Origin of the sequence: Roseburia zhanii (assembly GCF_014287635.1) — a bacterium.
Taxonomy (GTDB): Bacteria; Bacillota; Clostridia; order Lachnospirales; family Lachnospiraceae; genus Roseburia_B; species Roseburia_B zhanii.
Map to the genome: position 1 here is coordinate 49,542 of NZ_JACOPH010000013.1, position 24,641 is coordinate 74,182.

General features: G+C 39.8%; 14 protein-coding genes. 12 read left to right on the forward strand and 2 right to left on the reverse strand.

What is annotated here, in order from left to right; translation table 11 throughout:
* Nucleotides 1-5 precede the first annotated feature (5 nt).
* Nucleotides 6-821 carry a Cof-type HAD-IIB family hydrolase gene (locus tag H8S17_RS12690; protein ID WP_178051266.1) on the forward strand — a complete coding sequence of 272 codons (816 nt, stop codon included), beginning with the start codon at nucleotides 6-8 and terminating at the stop codon, nucleotides 819-821.
* 37 nt (nucleotides 822-858) lie between these two features.
* Here H8S17_RS12690 and H8S17_RS12695 read toward each other — a convergent pair whose 3' ends face one another.
* Nucleotides 859-1,656 carry a histidinol-phosphatase HisJ family protein gene (locus tag H8S17_RS12695; protein WP_186867581.1) on the reverse strand — a complete coding sequence of 266 codons (798 nt, stop codon included), beginning with the start codon at nucleotides 1,654-1,656 and terminating at the stop codon, nucleotides 859-861.
* 322 nt (nucleotides 1,657-1,978) lie between these two features.
* Between H8S17_RS12695 and gap the strand changes: the two genes are divergently transcribed.
* The 10 genes from gap (at nucleotide 1,979) to H8S17_RS12745 (ending at nucleotide 19,555) form a co-directional block, all read left to right on the forward strand.
* The gene (gene gap, locus H8S17_RS12700; RefSeq protein WP_186867582.1) at nucleotides 1,979-2,995 is read left to right on the forward strand and encodes a type I glyceraldehyde-3-phosphate dehydrogenase; all 1,017 of its coding nucleotides are present in this window, start codon (nucleotides 1,979-1,981) and stop codon (nucleotides 2,993-2,995) included.
* 162 nt (nucleotides 2,996-3,157) lie between these two features.
* Nucleotides 3,158-4,369, forward strand: a complete 1,212-nt coding sequence (locus H8S17_RS12705) for a phosphoglycerate kinase (protein ID WP_178050582.1) — start codon at nucleotides 3,158-3,160, stop codon at nucleotides 4,367-4,369.
* A gap of 82 nt (nucleotides 4,370-4,451) precedes the next feature.
* Entirely contained in the window at nucleotides 4,452-5,201 is a 750-nt protein-coding gene (gene tpiA, locus H8S17_RS12710) for a triose-phosphate isomerase (protein ID WP_178050581.1), read from the forward strand.
* 471 nt (nucleotides 5,202-5,672) lie between these two features.
* Entirely contained in the window at nucleotides 5,673-10,466 is a 4,794-nt protein-coding gene (locus H8S17_RS12715; RefSeq protein WP_186867583.1) for a carboxypeptidase regulatory-like domain-containing protein, read from the forward strand.
* A 150-nt stretch (nucleotides 10,467-10,616) separates the two neighbouring features.
* Entirely contained in the window at nucleotides 10,617-12,554 is a 1,938-nt protein-coding gene (locus H8S17_RS12720; RefSeq protein WP_186867584.1) for an OPT family oligopeptide transporter, read from the forward strand.
* A 13-nt stretch (nucleotides 12,555-12,567) separates the two neighbouring features.
* Nucleotides 12,568-12,915, forward strand: a complete 348-nt coding sequence (locus tag H8S17_RS12725) for a PqqD family protein (protein ID WP_330595771.1) — start codon at nucleotides 12,568-12,570, stop codon at nucleotides 12,913-12,915.
* A gap of 118 nt (nucleotides 12,916-13,033) precedes the next feature.
* Nucleotides 13,034-14,500 carry a CapA family protein gene (locus tag H8S17_RS12730; RefSeq protein WP_186867585.1) on the forward strand — a complete coding sequence of 489 codons (1,467 nt, stop codon included), beginning with the start codon at nucleotides 13,034-13,036 and terminating at the stop codon, nucleotides 14,498-14,500.
* A gap of 440 nt (nucleotides 14,501-14,940) precedes the next feature.
* On the forward strand, nucleotides 14,941-16,482 hold the full coding sequence (gene gpmI / locus H8S17_RS12735; protein WP_186867586.1) for a 2,3-bisphosphoglycerate-independent phosphoglycerate mutase: 1,542 nt from the start codon (nucleotides 14,941-14,943) through the stop codon (nucleotides 16,480-16,482).
* Between the two features lie 302 nt (nucleotides 16,483-16,784).
* Nucleotides 16,785-17,012 carry an HPr family phosphocarrier protein gene (locus H8S17_RS12740; protein WP_186867587.1) on the forward strand — a complete coding sequence of 76 codons (228 nt, stop codon included), beginning with the start codon at nucleotides 16,785-16,787 and terminating at the stop codon, nucleotides 17,010-17,012.
* 188 nt (nucleotides 17,013-17,200) lie between these two features.
* Nucleotides 17,201-19,555, forward strand: coding sequence for an ATP-dependent DNA helicase (locus H8S17_RS12745; protein WP_186867588.1), 2,355 nt, complete (start codon nucleotides 17,201-17,203; stop codon nucleotides 19,553-19,555).
* On the opposite strand, the gene H8S17_RS12750 is transcribed toward H8S17_RS12745, so the two are convergent.
* A complete protein-coding gene (locus H8S17_RS12750) occupies nucleotides 19,529-20,416 on the reverse strand; it encodes a LysR family transcriptional regulator (protein ID WP_186867589.1) in 888 nt (295 codons plus the stop codon). The two genes, H8S17_RS12745 and H8S17_RS12750, sit on opposite strands and share 27 nt — an antisense overlap.
* 326 nt (nucleotides 20,417-20,742) lie before the next feature.
* Between H8S17_RS12750 and H8S17_RS12755 the strand changes: the two genes are divergently transcribed.
* Nucleotides 20,743-24,546, forward strand: a complete 3,804-nt coding sequence (locus H8S17_RS12755) for a phosphoribosylformylglycinamidine synthase (protein ID WP_186867590.1) — start codon at nucleotides 20,743-20,745, stop codon at nucleotides 24,544-24,546.
* Nucleotides 24,547-24,641 lie beyond the last annotated feature (95 nt).

Consider the following 24,641-nt stretch of genomic DNA (forward strand, 5'->3'; position numbering starts at 1 on the left):
AATTTATGGGAAAGATAATATTTTTTGATATAGATGGTACATTAGTCGGTTTTAAAGGAGATATCTTAGACTCGACGAGAGAAGCATTGCAGGCGGCAAAGCGGAACGGACATAAGATACTTTTATGTACGGGCAGAAGTAAGAATCAGATTTATCCATGGCTGTTAGAAGAAGGATTCCAAGGCATTGTTGCGGCAGCAGGAGCATATGTGGAATGTGATGGAAAAATAATCTATCACCATACGATGCAAAAAGAAGACGTACAGAAAGCAGTTTCATATTTACGGAAATGGCAGGCACCGTATGGATTCCAGTCTGCAACGGGGACAATCGTACATGCAGACCAGAAAGATGCAATGCAGAGGGTATTTATGGATATGGGCATTGATATAGAGAAGATTGAACAGATTTTTTCAGGCCTGTTGGTGGAAAATGGAGAAGATTTTTATGACAGGGTGGAAAAAATGATGTATTATCACTGTCCGAAAATCGTTTCGGAAGTGCAGAAGGTTTTAGCACCGGATATGGATGTTACGGTGACAAGTTTTGAAGAACCGGACGAATGTAGTGGCGAGATCACGACTGCCGGTGTGAATAAAGCAACAGGAATGCAGAAAGCTGTGGAATACTTTGGACTGACAAGAGAAGATACGGTGGCTTTTGGAGACGGACCTAATGATATGGAAATGTTACAGTATGCAAAGATTGGTGTTGCCATGGGCAATGCTGTTTTGGAATTAAAACAACATGCCTACATGGTAACAGATGATATCGGATATGCGGGAGTTGCACATGCCATGTTGAAATTAGGATTGATCTGATACAGGGATCGATCTGCTGTCAAGCAGCTTTTTTGTATCAGATTGGATAAAATGCCGGTTTCCGGTTTTTAAATACGGTATAATATGCAAAACCGGCATCATCTAAAATATCATGGATACGGTAATAGTCATAGGCAACATGCTCCGGTGCATGGGCATCCGCACCAAGCGTTAAGATCTCTCCGCCAAGAGAATGGTAGCGTTTTAAGATATCCTCTGTTGGATTCGGGTGTGAAAGCCCGTATTTAAAACCTGCCATGTTCAGTTCAATTCCTTTTCCCTTTGCGATCAGAGTGCGAAGGATCTCATCGATCACATCTTTATATTTTTCATAGGAATAATTCGCATTTTTATTCGGACCATAGCGTACAACGTAGTCAATGTGTCCGTATACATCAAAATTGTCAAAGACAGCGAGATTTTCCAAAATAGATTCAAAATATTCAAGATATGCCGCGTCTTCCGTTTTTCCTTCATAAAATTCAGCATAATAAGGATCGATACCATGTACCACATGGGAAGAACCGATCACAAAATCAAACTCTCCTTTGGTTAAAAAATCATTGTAATAGGCTTTTAAATGTGGCTGCAGACCGAGTTCCACACCAATATTTATGGCAAGTTTGTCTTTATATTTCTGCTGTAGTGGTTTTAAAACCTGAAAATACTCTGCCGGATCAAAATGAAACGGAGTAGGGCCGGGATAGTCGTGGTCGATATGGTCGGTAAAGCAGATCCCGTCAAGCTGCTTCTCAATAGAAGCTGAAATCATATCTTCCGGCAGGGCTGTGCTGTCGCCGGAAAAATTACAATGCATGTGAGTGTCCCAGTACATAACGCATGACCTCCTTTCTGTATATGGTAAAATCCCATTCTTAAGTATCCGGACATGAGTATAGCATATCTTTTCCCTGAAAGAAAGAGAGAACGGTATGTCAGTAAACAGTAACCGGATATCTGCATATGAATAGTATGGTTTGCACAGTATTTATGAAAAATCGACAAAATATTTTGTTACTATTATGAAAATGGTGAAAATTTTAACAAACTAAAGGATAAGGCTTGTTTTTTTAGAAGAAATTAGTTAAAATAAAAACAGGTTGGGTGCATAGCCCAAGTAAAATTTATTTTTTAAAATTTCTAGGAGGAATTAAGACATGGCAGTAAGAGTAGCAATCAATGGATTCGGCCGTATCGGTCGTCTTGCATTCAGACAGATGTTCGGTGCAGAAGGATATGAAGTAGTAGCAATCAACGATTTAACAAGCCCTAAAATGTTAGCACACTTGTTAAAATATGATTCTTCTCAGGGTAAATATGAATTAGCAGACAAGGTATCTGCTGGAGAAGATTCTATCACAGTTGATGGAAAAGAAATCAAGATCTATGCATTCCCAGATGCAAACAACTGTCCTTGGGGCGAATTAAAAGTTGACGTTGTATTAGAGTGCTCCGGATTCTACACAAGCAAAGAAAAAGCACAGGCTCATATCAATGCAGGAGCTCGTAAAGTTGTTATTTCTGCTCCAGCAGGAAATGACCTTCCTACTATCGTATACAACACAAACCACGAAACATTAAAAGCTTCTGATACAATCATTTCAGCAGCTTCCTGTACAACAAACTGTTTAGCACCTATGGCTGATGCATTAAACAAATATGCACCAATCCAGTCTGGTATCATGGTAACAATCCATGCTTACACAGGAGATCAGATGACTCTTGACGGACCACAGAGAAAAGGTGATTTAAGAAGATCCCGTGCAGCAGCAGTTAATATCGTTCCTAACAGCACAGGTGCTGCAAAAGCTATCGGATTAGTTATTCCGGAATTAAACGGAAAATTAATCGGATCTGCACAGCGTGTTCCAACTCCAACAGGTTCTACAACAATCTTAACAGCAGTTGTTAAGAAAGCTGGCGTAACAAAAGAAGATATCAATGCAGCTATGAAAGCAGCAGCTAACGAATCTTTCGGTTACAACGAAGATGAAATCGTATCTTCCGATATCGTAGGAATGAGATATGGTTCATTATTCGATGCTACACAGACAATGGTTAATCAGGTATCTGATGATCAGTACGAAGTTCAGGTTGTTTCATGGTATGACAACGAGAACAGCTACACATCTCAGATGGTTCGTACAATCAAATACTTCTCTGAGTTAGCTTAAGATTAAGAAACAGGCACACGATAGACTGCTTTTAAGCAACAGGCTGTCAGAGTGTGTACTAGACTCAAAAGGGGTCCGGTCTTTTTTGGACCGGGCTCCTTTCTTATATAATAAGAAATTTGTAAAATCCTACTTTATAAAAAAGAAATGGAGGACATATTTATGTCATTAAATAAAAAATCAGTAGATGATATCAACGTAGCAGGAAAAAAAGTTCTCTGCAGATGCGATTTTAACGTACCTTTAAAAGATGGAAAGATTACAGATGAGAACCGTTTAGTAGCAGCTCTGCCAACAATCAAAAAATTGATCGCAGACGGCGGCAGAGTGATCCTTTGCTCTCATTTAGGAAAAGTAAAAACAGAAGAAGACAAACAGACAAAGACACTTGCTCCAGTAGCAAAGAGATTATCTGAGTTATTAGGTCAGGAAGTAAAATTTGCAGCAGATCCGGAAGTAGTAGGACCAAATGCAAGAGCAGCCGTAGATGCAATGAAAGACGGAGACGTTATCTTACTTGAGAATACACGTTTCAGACCAGAAGAAACGAAAAACGGAGAAGCTTTCTCAAAAGACTTAGCTTCTTTATGTGATGTATTCGTAAATGACGCATTCGGAACAGCTCACAGAGCACACTGCTCTAACGTAGGTGTTGCAAAGTTAGTAGATACAGCAGTTGTTGGTTACTTAATGCAGAAAGAGATCGATTTCCTTGGAAATGCAGTAGAAAATCCGGTAAGACCTTTTGTTGCGATCTTAGGTGGAGCAAAAGTTGCTGATAAATTAAATGTTATCTCTAATTTATTAGAGAAATGCGATACTCTGATCATTGGTGGTGGTATGGCATTTACATTCTTAAAAGCACAGGGATATGAAATCGGTAAATCTTTAGTAGATGATACAAAACTTGATTACTGTAAAGAAATGCTTGCAAAAGCTGAAAAACTTGGAAAGAAATTATTGCTTCCGGTAGATACAGTAACAGCAGATGCATTCCCGGATCCAATCGATGCAAAGATCGATGTTGAAGTTTATGATGCAGCAAATATGCCGGCAGACAAAGCTGGATTTGATATTGGACCAAAGACTGCAGCTTTATATGCAGAAGCAGTAAAGACAGCAAAGACAGTTGTATGGAACGGACCAATGGGTATCTTCGAGAACCCGATCCTTGCAAAAGGTACGATCGCTGTAGCAGAAGCACTTGCAGAAACAGATGCTACAACAATCATCGGTGGTGGAGATTCCGCAGCAGCAGTCAACCAGTTAGGATTTGGTGATAAGATGAGCCATATCTCTACAGGTGGTGGAGCTTCTCTTGAATTCTTAGAAGGAAAAGAATTACCGGGTGTAGCAGCAGCAAACGACAAATAAAATGCGAAATATACAAGCCTTTCGTTAAGATGTAAAATATCATCCGGCGGAAGGCTTGCTGATATGGATAAGGAGAATGAACATGGCAAGAAAGAAAATTATCGCCGGAAACTGGAAAATGAATAAAACTCCAAGCGAAGCAGTAGCATTAGTAAAAGAATTGACTCCATTAGTTGCAAATGATGATGTTGATGTTGTATTCTGTGTACCAGCCATTGATATCATTCCGGCAATGGAAGCTGCAAAAGGAACAAATATCCAGATCGGTGCTGAGAATATGTATTTTGAGGAAAGCGGAGCATATACAGGAGAGATTTCCCCTGCAATGCTTACAGATGCCGGAGTAAAATATGTTGTATTAGGACATTCTGAGAGAAGAGAATATTTTGCAGAAACAGATGAAACCGTAAATAAGAAAGTATTAAAAGCATTTGAACATGGTATCACACCGATCATCTGCTGTGGTGAAACTTTAACACAGAGAAAACAGGGAATCTATATTGACTGGATCCGTATGCAGATTAAGATCGCATTCCAGAATGTTACAGCAGATCAGGCAAAGACAGCAGTGATCGCTTATGAGCCGATCTGGGCAATCGGAACAGGTGAAACAGCAACATCTGATCAGGCTGAAGAAGTTTGTGCAGCTATCCGTAACTGCATCAAAGAAGTATATGACGAAGCAACCGCAGAAGCTATCCGTATCCAGTATGGCGGATCTGTAAATGCAGGTAATGCAGCAGAATTATTTGCAAAACCTGACATTGACGGAGGTTTAGTAGGTGGAGCTTCCTTAAAGGCTGATTTTGGAAAGATTGTAAATTATAAATAAATCTTTTGATTGAAAAAAATAAAACACCATTGAATACATGGAGAAAGTTAGTTTTCAAGTGTATTCAATGGTGTTTTTTTGTTCGTGAGTAGGCAAATATGCTTTCGCTAGCTAGCTATGATATTCTAAATAAACAATCTAAAACAATTCATTTTTTTCTAATTTTTTCAAAGAATCAAAGTCTTATTAGATCAAAGTTGTCCAGTTAAAATGCAAAAATACAGATGAAAGGGGATTGGATGTGCCTAAAGTGGATTTTTATTGTTTAGATGAACTAAAAAATATATATTTTTTTGTAAAAAATGTAAATTGTTACTATATCTGTATAGAAGTATAATATAATTAAGACAACCGGTTGCGCAGCTGTTGCGCATCACATATGGCCATGCAGACGATGAGTGCGCAGAAGGAGGGAGGAAAGCAGGAAAATCGGGGGTTTGATAAAAATGGAAAGCATGAAAGGAGTAGGACATGAAAAAAAGAGTATTAAGTGGATTTTTAACATTGTTTTTAACTGTTGGAGCAGTGTTTGGCAGTGTTGCTGTTTCAGATCAGGTATATGCGGCAGATGTATCTGTCAGTGGTACAGTTATAGCTACCGACGGAAGATCAGCTGTCAGTGGTGCAAACATAGTACTTCGTGATAAGAGCGACTGTACAAAAGAATATACAGCTGTTTCGGGGGATGATGGTACTTATACGATCGCAGATGTACCGGAAGGGACTTATCAGGCGACAGCTTATCAAACAAATAAGAATGACAGCAGTGCTGTTGTACAGACAGTGACGGTCACAGATGCAGGGGTATCTGATGTGAAATTACAGTTTCCGGTGGATCTGTCTGGTCAGATGGTTAATCCAGGATTTGCTGAAACTAAGAATGATCTGACAGGCTGGAGCAATTCTTTAGGTCAGAGTGCCGGAGGAGCTGGTTTTAGAACAGAGTATAAAAAAGATCTTAGCAGTGTCGCTTATGCTCCATGGGCAGGTACAGCATTTGATATGGATATGTATCAGACCGTTTCTAATCTTGCAAATGGTACATACGTGGTATCCTGTTATGCAAAATGCGGCTGGGGTGATGATGCCAATGTAAGTTTGTATGCAAAGGATTCTGAGGGAAATATTATCGCTAGTGAAGAACTTCCTTCTAATGTAAATGAAGTTTATCAGGAAATCGGACTGACAGCAGAGGTAAAAGATGGAACCATTACAATCGGTATCGCTGGAAATGCAGCAGCAGGCGGTTGGGCAAACATCGATGATTTCCACCTCGGACTTCTCGCAGAGCCGCAGGAAGATGAACAGGAAGAAACTGTAGATGCGGATTATGTCAATGATTCTTTCTGGACAGATACAGAGGGCAATACCATTTATTCTCAAGGTGGTGGAATCTTTGAATTTGACGGTAAATATTACTGGTACGGTGTTAAATACACAGAAGCTGTAGATTATGCAAATGATCCAAGAACATATTATACAAGCTCTGATGTATTTGAAGGAATTACCTGTTATTCTTCTACCGATCTGAAAAACTGGAAATATGAAGGACTTGTAGCAGAACCGGATGATGTATATAATGCAGAGATCATGGGTACTACAAAACCTTATTCCATTAAGAATGGTAAAACCACATGGTTAGATGGTGAGAATGTTAAGAATACAGCAGTATGGGTTGGAAGACTTGGTGTTACCAAATTGTCAGATGGAACCTATGCTTTATTAGTACAGCATGAATGTGCAGATTATGACAATGCACTTGATGGTGATACCGATCAGTGGAGTAAACAGGTGCTTGTAATGACATCGGATTCTCCAAATGGTAAATTTACATGGAATAACCGTATCAATATGAAAAGTGCGATCGGTACAAGTAATACCGGAGATCAGACTGTATTTGTAGATGATGATGGTACAGGCTGGCTGGTATATTCCTATGGTTCCGGGCGTGGAAAAATGTATCTTTCCAAGATCGAATGGAATGCAGATCACTCAAAAGTAGTACTTGGTACACCATATATGGTATATCAGGGACCAGGCCGTGAAGGTAACTGTATGTTCAAGTACAATGGAAAATACTATCTGTGTGCATCCGATCTGTATGGATGGAATGCATCTCACGGCTATTACATGACGATCGATCCGGGCGAGATGTCCTTAGAGGATTATTTAAAGAGTGATGATTTTACAGTAACAAATGAGTTAAAACTGATGGATGGCACAAGTGATGATTTCTGTCATGTCAGCCAGACCGGATTTTTCTATACTTTAAAAGGTACAGAACAGACAACTGTTTTATTCTGTGGTGACCGCTGGTCAGATTTCGCAGGAAATGGTTTAGGATATAACCAGTGGTGTCCGTTATCTTTTGATGAAGACGGCACACCATATTTCAATTCACTTTCCGCATGGAATTTAGATGAAACAACCGGTAAATGGTCAGTAGCAGCCGGAAACAACTACGTGAAAAATGGCAGTTTTGAAGCAGACCGTGTTAAAGTAGATAATGTTGCCGGATGGACACAGGTAACAAATAAAGGATCAAATGCAATTACAAATAATGTAAAAATGGATGACGATACCGTTACCGGAAAAGGTTCTTTAAAACTTGGAAGCACATCTGCATATGATGTAGAAGTTTCCCAGAAAATCGCATCTTCTTCTTATGTAAACTTAGAAGATGGTGTGTACAAAATGACTGCAAAAGTAAAAAATAGTGGAAACTTTGATAATTTACAGATGTATGCTGTATCAGGTGGAAAGACATATGCTGCTTCCTTTACAAGTGCAAATCCGTTATGGACAACTGTAAAAGTGGATCCTGTGATCGTAAAAGGTAACGAAGTAACAGTCGGATTCCTTGCAGCAGGTACAAATTCTGAATGTTTGATCGATGATGTGACATTTACAGCAGTTGAGAATCCAGCACTTGCTACAGGAAGTATCACAGGTAAAGTAACAGGTGATGCAGCAAGTAAAGGAAAAGTATTAACGGTCACAGCAGCAAATGCATCACAGATCTATAGTGTAGATGTAACATTGACAGGTGAAGCACAGGATTATGCGATTGAAAACCTTGCAGATGGAACTTATACAGTAAGTTTTGCAGCAAAGAACTGTGTCGTACCGGATCCGGTAGAAGTAACAGTAGCTGACGGACAGGCAGCACCAGTCGAGAATAAGACAATTACAAACAATGCAGGAAATGCAAAAGGTAAAGTGGTAGACGGCAGTGCTTCCGGTATTGCAGATGTAACCGTTACATTATCGAAAGATGGCAGTGAAGACATCACTGTTTCAACAGGAGCAGATGGTTCTTATGAATTTGCAGATGTAGAAGCAGGAACTTATACCATTACATTTGAAAAACGTGGATATCAGGTAGAAGGAAATGCACCGGAAACTGTAGAAATTGTCTTAAATGATACCAGGACGATTGATGATGTTGTACTTGCAAGAAATGCCGGAACAGTAGCCGGTACAGTTGTAGATTCCTGTGGACAGGGCATTAGTGGTATGCATGTGTCACTTCGTGATAAATCCAGTGCAAACATTGCCTATACAACTGACACAGATGAGAATGGTGCATATCAGTTTAATGATGTTGTACAGGGCAATTATATTGCAACAGCAACTTCCATGAATGCAGAAGATGCATGGAAAGAGTTAAATGCAGGTAATAATAATATCGTTGTAGAACCGAATCAGACAGTGAATGTTGATCTGCAGGTTGCAGCTGATATGACAAGCAAGATTGTTAATCCTACATTTGATACGAAAAATGATCTCTCTGGATGGACAAATGGAGCAGAAACAACTGGTGGATACAGAACCGGTAAAAACAGTACACATGGAACATACCAGCTTGCACCATGGGCAGGAAGTGCATTTACCATGGATACATATCAGACGATCACAGGTCTTACAAATGGTACTTATATCGTAACTTGCTGGTCGAATACAGGATATTTAGCAGATACAGATAAACTGGAATTATACGCAAAAGATGGGAATGGAACTGATCTTGCAAGAGAAAGCATTCAGGCAGAGGGCAGCTATCAGACCATCGCACTTCTTGCAGAAGTTACAGATGGAACACTTACGATCGGTGTTGATGGTAATTTAGCAGCAAATTCATGGGCAAATATTGATGATTTCCATCTTGGATTACTCGGAAAATACCATGCAAATGCAAAGAAATTGGAAGAAACAAAAGCTACCTGTGGTGAAGCTGGCCATGGCGCATACTGGAGTTGTCCGGATTGTAAGAAGTTCTTTAAGGATTCTGAAAATGGTATAGATTTATCAACAGCATATGACAATGTGGAAGATGTAACCGTTGTGATCCCGGCTACTGGAGAACATACCTATGGAGATCCGGTATTTACATGGACAAAAGATCATGCAGCTTGTACAGCAGCATTTACCTGTGCAGTATGCAAGGATGAAGTAACAGAAAATGCTACCGTTACCTCTGCGGTGACAAAGGCAGTTTCCTGTAAAGAAGAAGGTGTAACAACTTATACAGCAACCGTAACATTTGCAGAAAAAACCTATACAGATACAGCAACAGAAGCGATTGCAAAAACAGGACATACTTATGTGAAAAAGACAGAAGCTGATGGTTCTACAGTAGAGATCTGTGATGTTTGTGGTGATATCAAGAGCCGTACACCGGCAGAAAATAACAATAGCAATAACAACAATAACGGCGGTAATAATGCAGATAATGGAAATAATAGTAATATTTCTGCAGTTGGAATCGGCAGTGTGACACTTGCAAAAGATGTGTATATTTATACAGGAAAAGCAATCAGACCTACGGTTGTAGCAAAGGACAGCGCAGGCAATGTGATTGACGCTTCTGATTATACAGTAGCTTATGCGTCCAATAAGAATGTCGGAACAGCAACAGTAACCATTACCTTTAACGGACAGTTTACCGGAACTAAGACATTGAACTTTGTGATCAATCCAAAAGGAACAAAGATCACAAAGGCTGCAGCAAAGTCTAAATCTGCTAAGATCACATGGAAAAAGCAGCGTGTTCAGGTAACAGGATATGAAATTCGTTATTCTACCGGCAAGAAGTTTAAATCAGCAAAGAGTGTCCTTGTCAAGAAGGCTAAGACAACAAGCAAAGTGATATCTAAACTGAAAGGTAAGAAGAAATATTATGTACAGGTCCGTACTTACAAGACAGTAAAAGGAACGAAGTATTATTCCAACTGGTCTAATGTAAAAACAGTCACACCTAAGAAGTAAATATTTATGCAAAAATAAGTAATTTTAGTGAGAACTACTGCACAGTTCTAATGCGGTAGTTCTCTTTTACTTTATCTGAATAAAGTGGACAAAACGCTGGAAAGTTGCTAAAATAAGCTATGAAAAAAGAAAAGGAAAAGGAGATTAGTAATGAACGAGAACAAAGAATTCAAACCTTTTGTTCCGGCAGACAAAACTTTACCAGAGTTTACGGTTACTTCAGTTATCTTAGGTATCATACTGGCTATTGTATTTGGCGGGGCAAACGCATACCTTGGACTTCGTGTAGGAATGACAGTATCTGCTTCAATTCCGGCAGCTGTTATTTCTATGGGAATTATCAGGGTGATCCTAAAGAAGGATTCTATCCTTGAGAACAACATGGTTCAGACCATTGGTTCCGCAGGTGAATCTGTAGCAGCAGGTGCAATCTTTACACTGCCTGCATTGTTCCTTTGGGCAGCCGACTGGGGAACGGCGGCACCTTCTTTAGTTGAGATTGCGATCATTGCATTTATCGGTGGCGCACTGGGTATTTTATTTATGGTTCCACTTAGAAAAGCATTGATCGTACAGGAGCATGGTACACTTCCATATCCGGAAGGACAGGCTTGTGCAGAGGTATTAGTTGCAGGTGAAGAAGGTGGAGCAAAGGCTTCTACTGTATTTGCCGGACTTGGTATTGCAGCAGCATACAAATTTATCACAGACGGATTAAAAGTATTTCCTAGTGAAGTGCATTATGAGATTCCGGCATACAAAGGTTCCGGTATCGGTATGGATGTACTTCCGGCACTGTTAGGTGTTGGATATATCTGTGGTCCTAAGATCTCTTCTTACTTATTCTGTGGTGGTATCTTAGGCTGGTTCGTGCTTATGCCGCTGATCGTCTTATTTGGTGCAAATATGACTTTATTCCCGGCAGATGTAAGTGTTGCAGAATTATATGCAGCAGGCGGTTCATTTGCCATCTGGTCAAATTATATCAAATATATCGGTGCAGGTGCAGTTGCCTGTGGTGGTGTATTGAGTCTGATCAAGTCTTTACCATTGATCATTAAGACATTTAAGGATGCCATGAAAGGATTTGGTAAGGGCGAGTCAACAAATGAGCGTACAAATCAGGATATCAGCATGAAAGTGATACTGATCGGCATCGTTGTTCTGGCATTTGCGATCTGGATCGTACCGATCGTACCGATTAACTTATTCGGAGCATTCTTAGTAGTTGTTTTTGGTTTCTTCTTTGCAACAGTATCTTCCCGTATGGTAGGTCTTGTTGGAAGCAGTAACAACCCTGTATCCGGTATGACCATTGCAACTCTGTTAGTATCTTCACTTGCATTAAAAGCAACAGGTATGACAGGACAGAAGGGTATGACAGCTGCTATTGCAATCGGTGGTATTATCTGTATCGTTGCAGCAATCGCCGGTGATACATCACAGGATTTAAAGACAGGTTATATTGTCGGAGCAACACCAAAGAAACAGCAGATCGGTGAATTTATCGGTGTTATCGCATCAGCATTAGCAATCGGAGGAGTATTATACTTATTAGACCGTGCATGGGGCTACGGTTCAGCAGAACTTCCGGCACCACAGGCGACACTGATGAAGATGATCGTTGAAGGTGTTATGGGTGGCAACCTGCCTTGGACATTAGTAGGTGTTGGAGCATTTATTGCTATCGTTGTAGAAATCTTAGGTATTCCGGTACTGCCATTTGCGATCGGTTTATATCTTCCGATCCACTTAAGCACACCTATGATGGTTGGCGGTCTTGTGAAGATGATCATTGAAAAGAAAAAGAACCTTGGTGAGAAAGAAAAGAAAACAGCAGGTTCTAACGGAATCTTATTCTCGTCAGGTCTGATCGCAGGAGAAGGTCTTGTAGGTATCTTACTTGCAATTCTTGCGATCATTCCGGCAGGAGAAGGTACAGTGGGAGATGTGATCGGCGGATTTATTCCGGGACTGATTCCGGTACTTGCAGATGCAAATGTTGGAAATATTATTGGTCTGATCGCATTTGCACTGCTGACATTTTCACTTTGGTCATTCTGTTTTCGTAAAAGCAAGAAAGCATAATTAAGGAGATCTTGTGAGTAAGAATAAGAAGAATTTTATGGATTTTATTCCGGTCTGCAATCCGGAATATACATGGGATGCAGATAAAAAAGGAATCGTTACGGTGCATGTTGTAAATAAAGGTTTTTATAATTGGATTGCCCAGAAAATCTTTAAAAAACCACGTATCAGTCATATCGCCTTAGATAAATATGGCAGTTTTGTATGGCAGCAGATGGATGGAAAACGTAATGTATATGAGATTTCCAAACTTGTATCAGAGCGTTTTGGAAAAGATGCAGAGCCGGTTGTAGAACGTTTAGTGAAATACATTCAGATACTTTACCAGAATAAATTCATAGGATATGTAAAGCAGAAATAATTTTTGCTGCAGCCCGCTAGAGACTATAGCGGGCTGTATTTTTTTATATGTGAAAAAACTAGATAAAACAAGACGAAAATGCTATACTGTTGTAAATATGTGTGTGAGGGAAGAGCAGATGAGGCAGACCAGAAAGTATGTGATCTATGCTGCTGCGGTTGTTTTATTAGCTGCGGTATGTCTAAGCGGATGTGACAAGACAATCAGTACGGCAGATATCATTGGAGCGTTCCAAGAAGATGAACAGACAAATGAGCAGGTAATGGATGAAGAAATACTTGCAGAAAATACAGAGGAAATAGCACAGCAGCCGGTGACAGAAGAACAGATCGATATCGATGATTTAGATGAAGTCTGTCAGATCATCTTAGAACATTGTACGAAAGAGTTTATCGGATATCATCTGATAGACGAAACCTTTCTGGCATGGTTTGGGAGGGAATATGGCAATGAGTGTCTGGTTCAGGTCGCAGATGAAGTACTGTATGACAGTCAGGATAAAGATATCTGGTATGAACTGACCGGAAACAGTATACAGGTTTTGTGGCTGTTGTATTGTGAGCAGACAGGATTTCAGCAGTATCAGCTTGACAATGTCAAATGGCAGGTATGTGCATCAGCAGCAGAAACCACACTTGCTTTTACGGGTGATGTAAATTTTTCAGAAGGATATGTGACGACAAAGCATATGGATAGCTGCCCGGATGGGATTTATGACTGTTTTTCCGAAGATCTGTTAGACATTATGAATGGTGTCGATGTGATGCTTGTGAATAATGAATTTACTTATAGCACCAGAGGAACTGCATTACGCGGAAAAGCTTATACATTTCGTGCAGATCCATCGAGAGTGAAACTGTTAGAAGTATTTGGGACAGATATTGTCAATCTTGCAAATAACCATGTATATGATTATGGGGAAGACGCACTTTTAGACACGATTGCAACCTTAGATGAAGCAGGGATTCCGCATATCGGGGCAGGTGCTAATTTAGAAGAAGCAAAAAAACCATACTATTTTATCTGTAATGGCAGAAAGATCGCCATTGTTGCAGCTACGCAGATTGAACGCACATATAATTACACAAAAGAAGCGACAGATACAACACCGGGAGTTTTAAAAACATTAGAACCGGACAAGTTTGTAGAAGTGATCCGTGAGGCAAAGAAGAACAGTGATTACGTGATCGCATTTGTGCACTGGGGAACAGAAGGTGACAGTAATTATGGAAGAGATCAGACAAATCTTGCAAAGGCATTTGTAAATGCCGGAGCAGATGCGATCATCGGGGGACATACGCATTGTCTGCAGGGATTTGATATGATAGAGGATGTTCCGGTCATTTATAGTCTTGGCAATTTCTGGTTCAGCAGCAGTACGCAGGATACCGGATTGGCTGAGATTACGATCGATGAAAAGGGAGAACTGACACTTAGTTTTATTCCCTGTATACAGGAAAAGGTCAAAACATCTTTGGTAACGGATGAAGCAGAGAAACAGCGGATCCTGGAATTTATGCGGACACATTCCGCAAAAGGTGTGACGGTAACATCAGATGGGATTGTACAGAAGGAGGAAGAATGATAACTGTTTTATATTGCAGTGACCTGCGGATATGTAAGCGGTTATCAATTCCTCTATAGTACCTCTAAAAATGGATATTATAGTTCCCTGCATACAGGCGGCAGATCTTATTCCACAGGATTCGGGCGCGGCGGAATCTATTATTTTAAAGTAAGAGCTTACAAAAAAGTCGGATATACTTATTATTATGGAGCATATTCAAAACCGAAAAGAATAAAAGTCCGCAGGTAATTGTTCAAAAGTCCTGTCGAAAAGGAATAGACAAAAGCGATAAGATGCGTTAAAATAATTGCAGTTTACGGGATATCTGTAAACTGCAATTTTAATGATAAGCAAAGGTAACTATTTCATATCTTTATAGCTATATGAAGTGAAAAGATTCGCAGACAGTCTGCTGTCTGTGGAAATAGAAAAACAGCATAATAAGAAGGAGAATTCATATGAGTAAGAAACCAACAGTACTAATGATCTTAGATGGTTTTGGATTAAATGACAAAACCGAAGGCAATGCAATAGCACAGGCAAATACACCAACAATTGATAAATTGATGAAAGAATATCCTTTTGTAAAAGGATATGCAAGCGGACTTGCAGTAGGTCTTCCGGACGGACAGATGGGTAATTCCGAAGTCGGACACTTAAATATGGGTGCAGGAAGAATTGTATATCAGGAATTAACAAGAATCACAAAAGAGATCGAAGATGGAGATTTCTTTAAGAATCCGGAATTATTAAAAGCAGTTGAAAATGTAAAGAAAAATAATTCCAATCTGCATTTATATGGTTTATTGTCTGACGGTGGTGTACACAGCCACATCACACATCTGTATGGATTGTTGGAATTAGCAAAAAGAGAAGGTGTTTCTAATGTCTATGTACACTGTTTCTTAGACGGAAGAGATACTTCCCCGACATCAGGAAAAGGATTCATTGAAGAATTAGAAGCAAAAATGAAAGAGATCGGTGTAGGTAAGATCGCATCTATCTGTGGACGTTATTATGTAATGGATCGTGACAACCGCTGGGATCGTGTAGAAGCTGCTTATAAAGCACTGACAGCAGGAGAAGGCGTAAAAGCAGAGAGCGCAGTAGCAGCAATTACAGATTCTTATGCAAATGATAAGACAGATGAATTTGTTCTGCCAACAGTTATTGAAGAGAATGGTGCACCGGTTGCAACGATCAAAGATAATGACAGTGTCATCTTCTTCAATTTCCGTCCAGACCGTGCAAGAGAGATCACAAGAGCATTCTGTGCAGATGAATTTGACGGATTTGACAGAGCAAAGAGATTAGCACTTACCTATGTATGCTTTACCGAATATGATGTGACTATTCCAAATAAAGAGATTGCGTTTAAGAAAGTAGAATTGAAAAATACATTTGGCCAGTTCTTAGCAGACAATGGCAAGACACAGGCAAGGATCGCAGAAACAGAGAAATATGCACATGTTACCTTCTTCTTTAATGGTGGTGTGGAAGAACCGAATCTGGGAGAAGACCGTATCCTTGTAAAATCACCAAAAGTAGCTACTTATGATCTTCAGCCAGAGATGAGTGCGCCGGAAGTATGTGATAAATTAGTAGATGCGATCAAATCTGATAAATACGATGTGATCATCATTAACTTTGCAAATCCGGATATGGTTGGCCACACCGGTATCATGGAAGCTGCGATCAAGGCAGTAGAAACTGTTGATAATTGTGTTAAGAGAGCCGTAGATGCATTATTAGAAGTAGACGGACAGATGTTTATCTGTGCCGACCATGGTAATGCAGAACAGCTTATCGATTATGAAACAGGCGAAAGCTATACAGCACACACAACAAATCCGGTTCCATTCATCTTAGTAAATTATGATCCGGCATATACCTTAAAAGAGAATGGCTGTTTAGCAGACATTATTCCGACAATGATCGAAATGATGGGAATGGAACAGCCTGCTGAAATGACAGGAAAGTCATTATTGATCAAAAAATAAGACAAACTGTTGAAAGTGACAGAAAGAAGATTGTGCATTATGCATAAGTTTATGTGAGATATTTTTCAAAATCCGTAAAACAGCATAAATAAATTGTTTGAGTTGTTTTCGGATTTAAGGAAAATAATTCTCATTTATCAAAAAAATAGTAATATTTTTGTAAAAATAAAATGTAATTCACGAAATTTTCACGATCAAAGTAAACAGCCTGTTTCTTGACAAATATTTGCAGAAATGGCATAATTCATCCGATATCAGGGAAAACTATAATTATTATTTTAGTTTTGAAAGGAATGATCATTATGACAGAGAAGAAGATACAGTTTGAAAATACAGCAGATGTAGAAAAGTTTGTGAAAATGGCAGGACAATGTGATTTTGAAATTGATATTCTTTACCAGCATGTTTATGTAGATGCAAAATCGCTGCTTGGGATGTTAGGACTTGGATTAGCAAAAGAACTGACAGTGCAGTATTTTGGGGAAAATGCGGATTTCGAAAAAATGTTAAAACATTATGCAGCAGCATAAGCAGATCTAAAAAAGGAAGTATTGTATCCGGGAATAGAACAATACTTCTTTTTTTTTGTGTTATAATGTTACTATTCGCAGCTGGTTACGAAGCAGGCTTTGAAACACGAAGTGCGGGATTGCGAATGTAAGGGAAGCAGCTGTGCATAGTAACGGAATATTAAGACAGAAAGTGATGGAGAGAGTCTATGCAGGAACAACTTCCGGTCATTAAAGTATCTGTACGGAATTTAGTAGAATTTATCCTGCGTTCCGGGGATATTGACAATCGAATCAGTTTAGGACAACGTGCAGATGCCATGCAGGAGGGAAGCCGTATGCACCGCAAGATCCAACGGCGGATGGGAGCTTCTTATCAGGCGGAAGTACCGCTTGCGATACAGATAGAAACCGCAAAATATGTACTTTTGGTAGAGGGAAGGGCAGACGGTATTATACTAGAAGAACAGGTAACGGTTGACGAGATCAAAGGTGTCTATCAGAATCTTGAGTATTTAGAGAAACCGGTTGCAGTGCACAAGGCACAGGCGATGTGCTATGCCTATATCTATGCCAGCCAGCATGAATTAGAAGAAATTTCCGTACAGATGACTTACTGTAATCTTGACACAGAGGAGATCAGGAGATTTAAAGAAACATTTTTGCTGTTTGATCTTGAAAACTGGTTTTATACGCTGATCGGACAATATGCAAAGTGGGCAGATTTTCAGGTGGAATGGAAAAAGAGGATGGTATCATCGATCACAGATCTGCAATTTCCCTATGCATACCGCAGAGGACAGAAAGAATTAGCAGGTGATGTGTACCGCACGATCCTCCGTAAGAAAAATCTTTTTATTCAGGCACCAACAGGTACCGGAAAGACACTTTCTACGATTTTTCCATCTGTAAAAGCGGTTGGAGAAGGTTTAGCAGATAAAATTTTCTATCTGACAGCAAAAACAATCACAGGAACGGTAGCAAGGGAAACATTTTCTCTGTTGGAGGAACATGGATATCGGGCAAAGATCATTCAGATCACAGCAAAAGAGAAGATGTGTCTGTGTGAAGAAATGGACTGCAATCCAATCCATTGTCCCTATGCAAAAGGGCATTATGACCGGGTAAATGATGCGGTATATGATCTTCTGATGAAACAGGATCTTTTTTCAAGAGAAGTGTTATTAGAACAGGCAGAAAATTATCAGGTCTGTCCGTTTGAAATGAGTTTAGATGCAGCTATCTGGTCAGATGATATTATCTGTGACTATAATTATGCATTTGATCCGAATGTCTATCTGAAACGTTTTTTTGGAGAAGGACAGAAGGGAGATTACATTTTTTTAGTAGATGAAGCACATAATCTTGTGGAACGCGGCAGAGAGATGTACAGTGCAGAATTATATAAGGAAGATTTTCTTGCAATGCGGAAATTGTTAAAAGATCAGGACGATAAACTGATTAAGGCATTGACAAGGTGTAACCAGATCTTTTTAGAATATAAACGGGAATGTGATACCTGCATGGTCTGTGAAGACGATATCAGCCTTTTTATTTTTGCACTCATGCGTTTAGCGGAGCGGTTAGACCTCTTTTTACGGAAACAAAGAGAGCATCCGAAGAAAAAGGAAATCTTAGAGTTTTATCTGAACCTTCGGAATTTTTTGAATATCTATGAAAGAGTGGACGAGCGGTACGTGATCTATACAGAACATGAGGCTGATGGAAGATTTAAGATGCGTCTGTTCTGCGTAGATCCTTCATATAATCTGCAGGAATGTTTAGACAAGGGAAAATCAACCATCTTTTTTTCCGCAACGTTGCTGCCGGTGCAGTATTATAAGGAGATGCTTAGTACCAGGGAGGATAACTATGCCATTTATGCACAGACTTCTTTTGAGGAAGAACAGAAGTTATTGCTGATCGGAAAGGATGTCAGCAGCCGGTATAAACGGAGAAACGAGAGTGAGTTTCAGAAAATGGCGGCATATATTGCGGATATCACAGCGGCAAAAGCAGGAAATTATATGGTATTTTTTCCATCTTACAAGATGTTAGATGAGGTCTATGAGCAGTTTCTTAAGATAGCACCGGTAGAGGTGCAGCTTTTAAAACAGGAAAGCGGCATGACAGAGGTAGAAAGAGAAGAATTTTTACAGGCATTTGCAAATGGATCAAAAGATGCATTGGTCGCATTTTGTGTCTTAGGCGGGATTTTTGGAGAAGGGATCGATCTAAAACAGGAGCAGTTGATCGGAGCGGTCATTATAGGAACAGGACTGCCGCAGATCGGTAATGAGCGGGAAATTTTAAAAGCATATTATGATAAAAAAGCGGACGAGGGATTTGATTATGCATACCGCTATCCCGGAATGAATAAGGTGCTTCAGGCTGCCGGGCGAGTCATCCGCACCATAGACGACCGGGGAGTGATCGCATTATTAGATGAGCGTTTCTTAGAAAGCAGCAATCAAAGGCTGTTTCCAAGAGAGTGGACAAAATACCAGATATGCGATATGGATAATGTCAGCCGGAAACTATCTGATTTCTGGCAGCAGTTTTAGAAATTCTTCCGTTGATGCAGAAACCGGCAGGTTGGTATTGACCGATATCGCCATGCGTCTGGCAGGTATTTTTTCTCTGGTATGTAAGACATAGAGGTCTTTGGACTCTGTTGTCAGGCAGTAATCAGGAATAAAGGCGATTCCAAGCCCGATCTTTGCAAGGTCTATTAGAAGATCATTACTGCTGAGTTCAATCTCCGGGATCAGTTCTAACTGATGCTGTAAAAAGAGATTATGAAGGAAATCGCTGGTCGTACTTTTACGGTCTAACATTAAGATCGGATATTGTTTCAGTTCTTCAAAAGAAATTTCCTGTTGTTTCAGATCAAAATAAGAAGGGTTTGCAATGAAAACATCATGAAATTCACAGACTGTTTTCTGGACATAGGAATGATTGAGCCTGGAATTTGGAAGATTACTGACGATCAGGTCAACTTTTCCCTGTTCAAGCAGATCCACACAGGATAAAGACGTTGCATTCGTTACTTTGATCGGGACATTCGGAAATTTCTTGTGAAATTCGTTGATATAGGGCACTAAAAAATAGCGGCAGATCGTATCGGTTGCTCCGATATGAAGCTGTCCAAGCCCCATGGATTTACTGTCTAATAACTGGTTTTCACCACGGCGTATCAGATTCATGGCAGGTTCGATATGTTTGAGCAGAATTTCACCGGCAGCAGTCAGCTGCACTTTCTTTGTGCTCCGGATAAAAAGAGGCTGTTCTAATTTCCGTTCTAATGTTTTGATGGACTGGCTGACAGCAGACTGTGAGATAAAAAGCTGTTTGCTGGCATCGGAAAAACTTAAAGATGTAGCAACATGATAAAAAACTTTATAAAGTTCGTAATTGATGTCCATGGAAAATCCCCCTTTTTTAATACAAGTCAGAAAACCTGCTGTTTTGACTGAAAAAAATTATTTGAGTTTAATAATATTATAAGTTATACTTATAATATTATCAATCATATGTGCATAAAGATTTAGCGGTGTGTGTAAAAAATGCAGTATTAGATTTACTTCTAAATTGAATAAGACATATTAATTATACTAATTGATAAAATCGTGATATGATAAGATACAAAGGAGCAGAAGGTCAGAAATCGGTTCTGTTTGCAGGATAGGAGTTCTGACTTGTTGATCTGTATGTATCAAATGATCTGTTACAGAAAAATGGAGGGTGACCAATGAGCAGTGTAAGAAGAATCTATGTTGAGAAAAAGCCGGCTTATGCAGTAAAAGCCAAAGAATTAAAGGCTGAGATCAAAAGCTATCTTGGTATCAAAACAGTAGAAAATGTACGTGTGTTAATTCGTTATGATATTGAAAATATTTCCGGTGCAACTTATGAAAAAGCAATCCGCACCGTTTTTTCCGAGCCGCCGGTTGATGATGTATATGAAGAAACATTTGATTTAAAAGGAGCTAGAACGTTCAGTGTGGAATTTTTACCGGGACAGTTCGACCAGAGAGCAGATTCCGCAGAACAGTGTGTAAAACTGTTAAATGAAAATGAAGAACCGATCATCCGGTCTGCAACGACCTATGTGATCGAAGGAGATATTACAGACGAGCAGTTTGCAGCGATCAAGAATCACTGTATCAATCCGGTAGATTCAAGAGAAACCGATTTAGAGAAACCGGATACTTTAGTACAGAAGTTTGAAGAACCGGCAGATGTTAAGATCTTCGATGGTTTTACAGCTATGGCAGAAGATGCTTTAAAAGAATTATATCTGTCCTTAAATTTAGCAATGACATTTAAGGATTTCCTTCATATCCAGAACTATTTTAAAAATGAAGAAAAACGTGATCCGTCCATGACAGAGATCCGTGTGTTAGATACATACTGGTCAGACCACTGCCGTCATACCACATTCTCTACAGAATTAAAGGACGTTACTTTTGGCGAAGGTGATTATAAAAAACCGATGCAGGATACATACGAAGATTATCTTGCAACACATAAAAATCTCTATGAAGGCAGAAGTGATAAATTTGTCTGCTTAATGGACATTGCTTTAATGGCTATGAAACGTCTGAAAAAAGAAGGCAAGTTAGAAGATCAGGAAGAATCCGACGAGATCAATGCTTGTTCTATCGTTGTTCCGGTCGAAGTAGATGGAAAAGTAGAAGAATGGCTTGTGAATTTTAAAAATGAAACACATAACCATCCGACAGAAATTGAGCCATTTGGTGGTGCAGCAACCTGTCTTGGTGGTGCGATCCGTGATCCATTGTCAGGACGTACCTATGTATATCAGGCAATGCGTGTGACAGGTGCAGCAGATCCTACAGTATCTGTAAAAGATACGATGGAAGGAAAACTTCCACAGAAGAAGATCGTAAGAAGTGCCGCAAGCGGTTATAGTTCCTATGGTAACCAGATCGGTCTTGCAACCGGATATGTCAAAGAAGTTTATCATCCGAACTACGTTGCAAAACGTATGGAGATCGGTGCCGTTATGGGTGCAGCTCCAAGACGTGCCGTACAGAGATTAAATTCTGATCCGGATGATATCATTATCTTATTAGGCGGACGTACCGGACGTGATGGCTGTGGTGGAGCAACAGGTTCTTCAAAGGCACACAATACAGCATCCATTGATACCTGTGGTGCTGAAGTTCAGAAAGGTAATGCACCGACAGAACGTAAGATCCAGCGTCTTTTCCGCAGGGAAGAAGTCAGCCATATCATCAAAAAATGTAATGACTTTGGTGCAGGTGGTGTATCTGTAGCGATCGGAGAATTAGCACCGGGACTTCGTGTAGATCTAGATAAAGTACCAAAGAAATATGCAGGACTTGATGGAACAGAAATTGCAATTTCTGAATCACAGGAACGTATGGCAGTTGTTGTAGCACCGGAAGATGTTGATACATTCTTAGGTTATGCAAAAGAAGAAAACTTAGAAGCTGTCAAAGTTGCAGTTGTAACAAAAGAGCCTCGTTTGGTATTAAGCTGGAGAGGAAAAGAAATCGTTAATATTTCCCGTGCTTTCTTAGATACAAACGGTGCACATCAGGAAACATCTGTTGCTGTAGACATTCCGGCAAAAGCAGACAGTTATTTAGATAAGATCTCTACACCGGCAGTCAAAGCCGCTTTAGAGAAACAGGATAAAAAAGCTGCATGGTTGGCAGAACTTGCAGATTTAAACGTATGCTCCCAGAAAGGACTTGTAGAAATGTTTGACGGTTCTATCGGAGCAGGAAGTGTATACATGCCATATGGTGGACGTTATCAGTTGACAGAAACACAGAGTATGGTTGCAAAACTTCCGGTTGCAAAAGGAAAAACAGATGTAGTTACCATGATGAGTTATGGATTTGATCCATATTTATCTTCATGGAGTCCATATCATGGTGCAGTTTATGCAGTATTAGAGTCTGTATCAAGAATCGTAACAGCAGGTGGAGATTTTAATAAGATCCGTTTTACATTCCAGGAATATTTCCGCAGAATGTCAGAAGAACCATCCCGCTGGAGCCAGCCGCTTGCAGCATTATTAGGTGCATACAGTGCACAGATCGGTTTCGGACTGCCATCGATCGGTGGAAAAGACAGTATGTCAGGAAGTTTTAATGAAATCGATGTACCACCGACATTAGTATCTTTTGCAGTAGATGTAGCAAAAGAGAAAAATATCATTACACCGGAATTGAAGGCAGCAGGCAATACACTCATGTTCTTTACGATTGAAAAAGATGCTTATGACCTTCCGGTATATACACAGGTTATGAAATTATATGATACGATCCATAAACTGACAGATACAAGAGCAATCGTATCAGCATATGCATTAGATGGAAAAGGACTTGCAGCAGCAGTCAGCAAAATGGCATTTGGTAATAAACTTGGTGTAACGATCGAGGCATCTGTTAGTGAAGATGTATTGTTTGCACCGGGATTTGGTAATATCGTAGCAGAAGTTCCGGCAGACAAGACCGCAGAAGTAACCAGAGCAATGGAAGAAGCAGGACTGTCTGCATATGTATCAACAGTAGGTAGTGTCAATGAGAAACAGACATTTATCTGGGGCGGTATGCAGATCTCTATGGATGAGGCACTTTCAGCATGGACAAATACTTTAGAAAAAGTATTCCCGACACGCGCAACAGAGGATACAGAAACGGTTGATACCGATGTTTACAAAACAGATAAGATCTATATCTGTAAGAATAAAGTGGCAAAACCAACCGTATTTATTCCGGTATTTCCGGGAACAAACTGTGAATATGACAGTGCAAAAGTATTTGAAGCAGCAGGCGCAGATGTCATCACCAAAGTATTTAAAAACCTGAATGCAGAAGACATCCGTGATTCTGTCGATATTTTTGAAAAAGCGATCGCACAGTCACAGATCATCATGTTCCCGGGTGGATTTTCCGCAGGTGATGAACCGGAAGGCTCTGCAAAATTCTTTGCAACTGCATTTAGAAATGCAAAATTAACAGAAGCAGTCAATAAGCTGTTAAATGAGAGAGATGGTCTGATGTTAGGTATCTGTAACGGATTCCAGGCATTGATCAAATTAGGATTAGTACCTTACGGAACAATCACAGAGCAGAAAACAGATTCACCGACTCTGACATACAATACGATCGGACGGCATATCAGCAAGATGGTCTACACGAAAGTTGTTACCAATAAGTCCCCATGGTTAGCAGGAGCAACCGTAGGAGCAACTTATTGTAATCCGGCTTCTCATGGAGAAGGTCGTTTTGTTGCACCAAAAGAATGGGTAGACAAGTTATTTGCAAATGGACAGGTCGCAACACAGTATGTCAATGAAGACGGACAGCCAACGATGGATGAAGAATGGAATGTCAATGGTTCTTATGCATCAATCGAAGGTATTACCAGTCCGGACGGACGTATCCTTGGTAAAATGTCACATGCAGAAAGACGCGGAGAGTCCGTTGCCATCAATATCTATGGCGAGCAGGATATGAAGCTGTTTGAATCTGGTGTGAATTATTTTAAATAGGATATTAAAATTACACATTATTTCAGGACTCCGGTATTCAGCCGGAGTCATTTTCTTATTAAAACAAGAGAGTTATCCGCTTCATGGTCATGAAA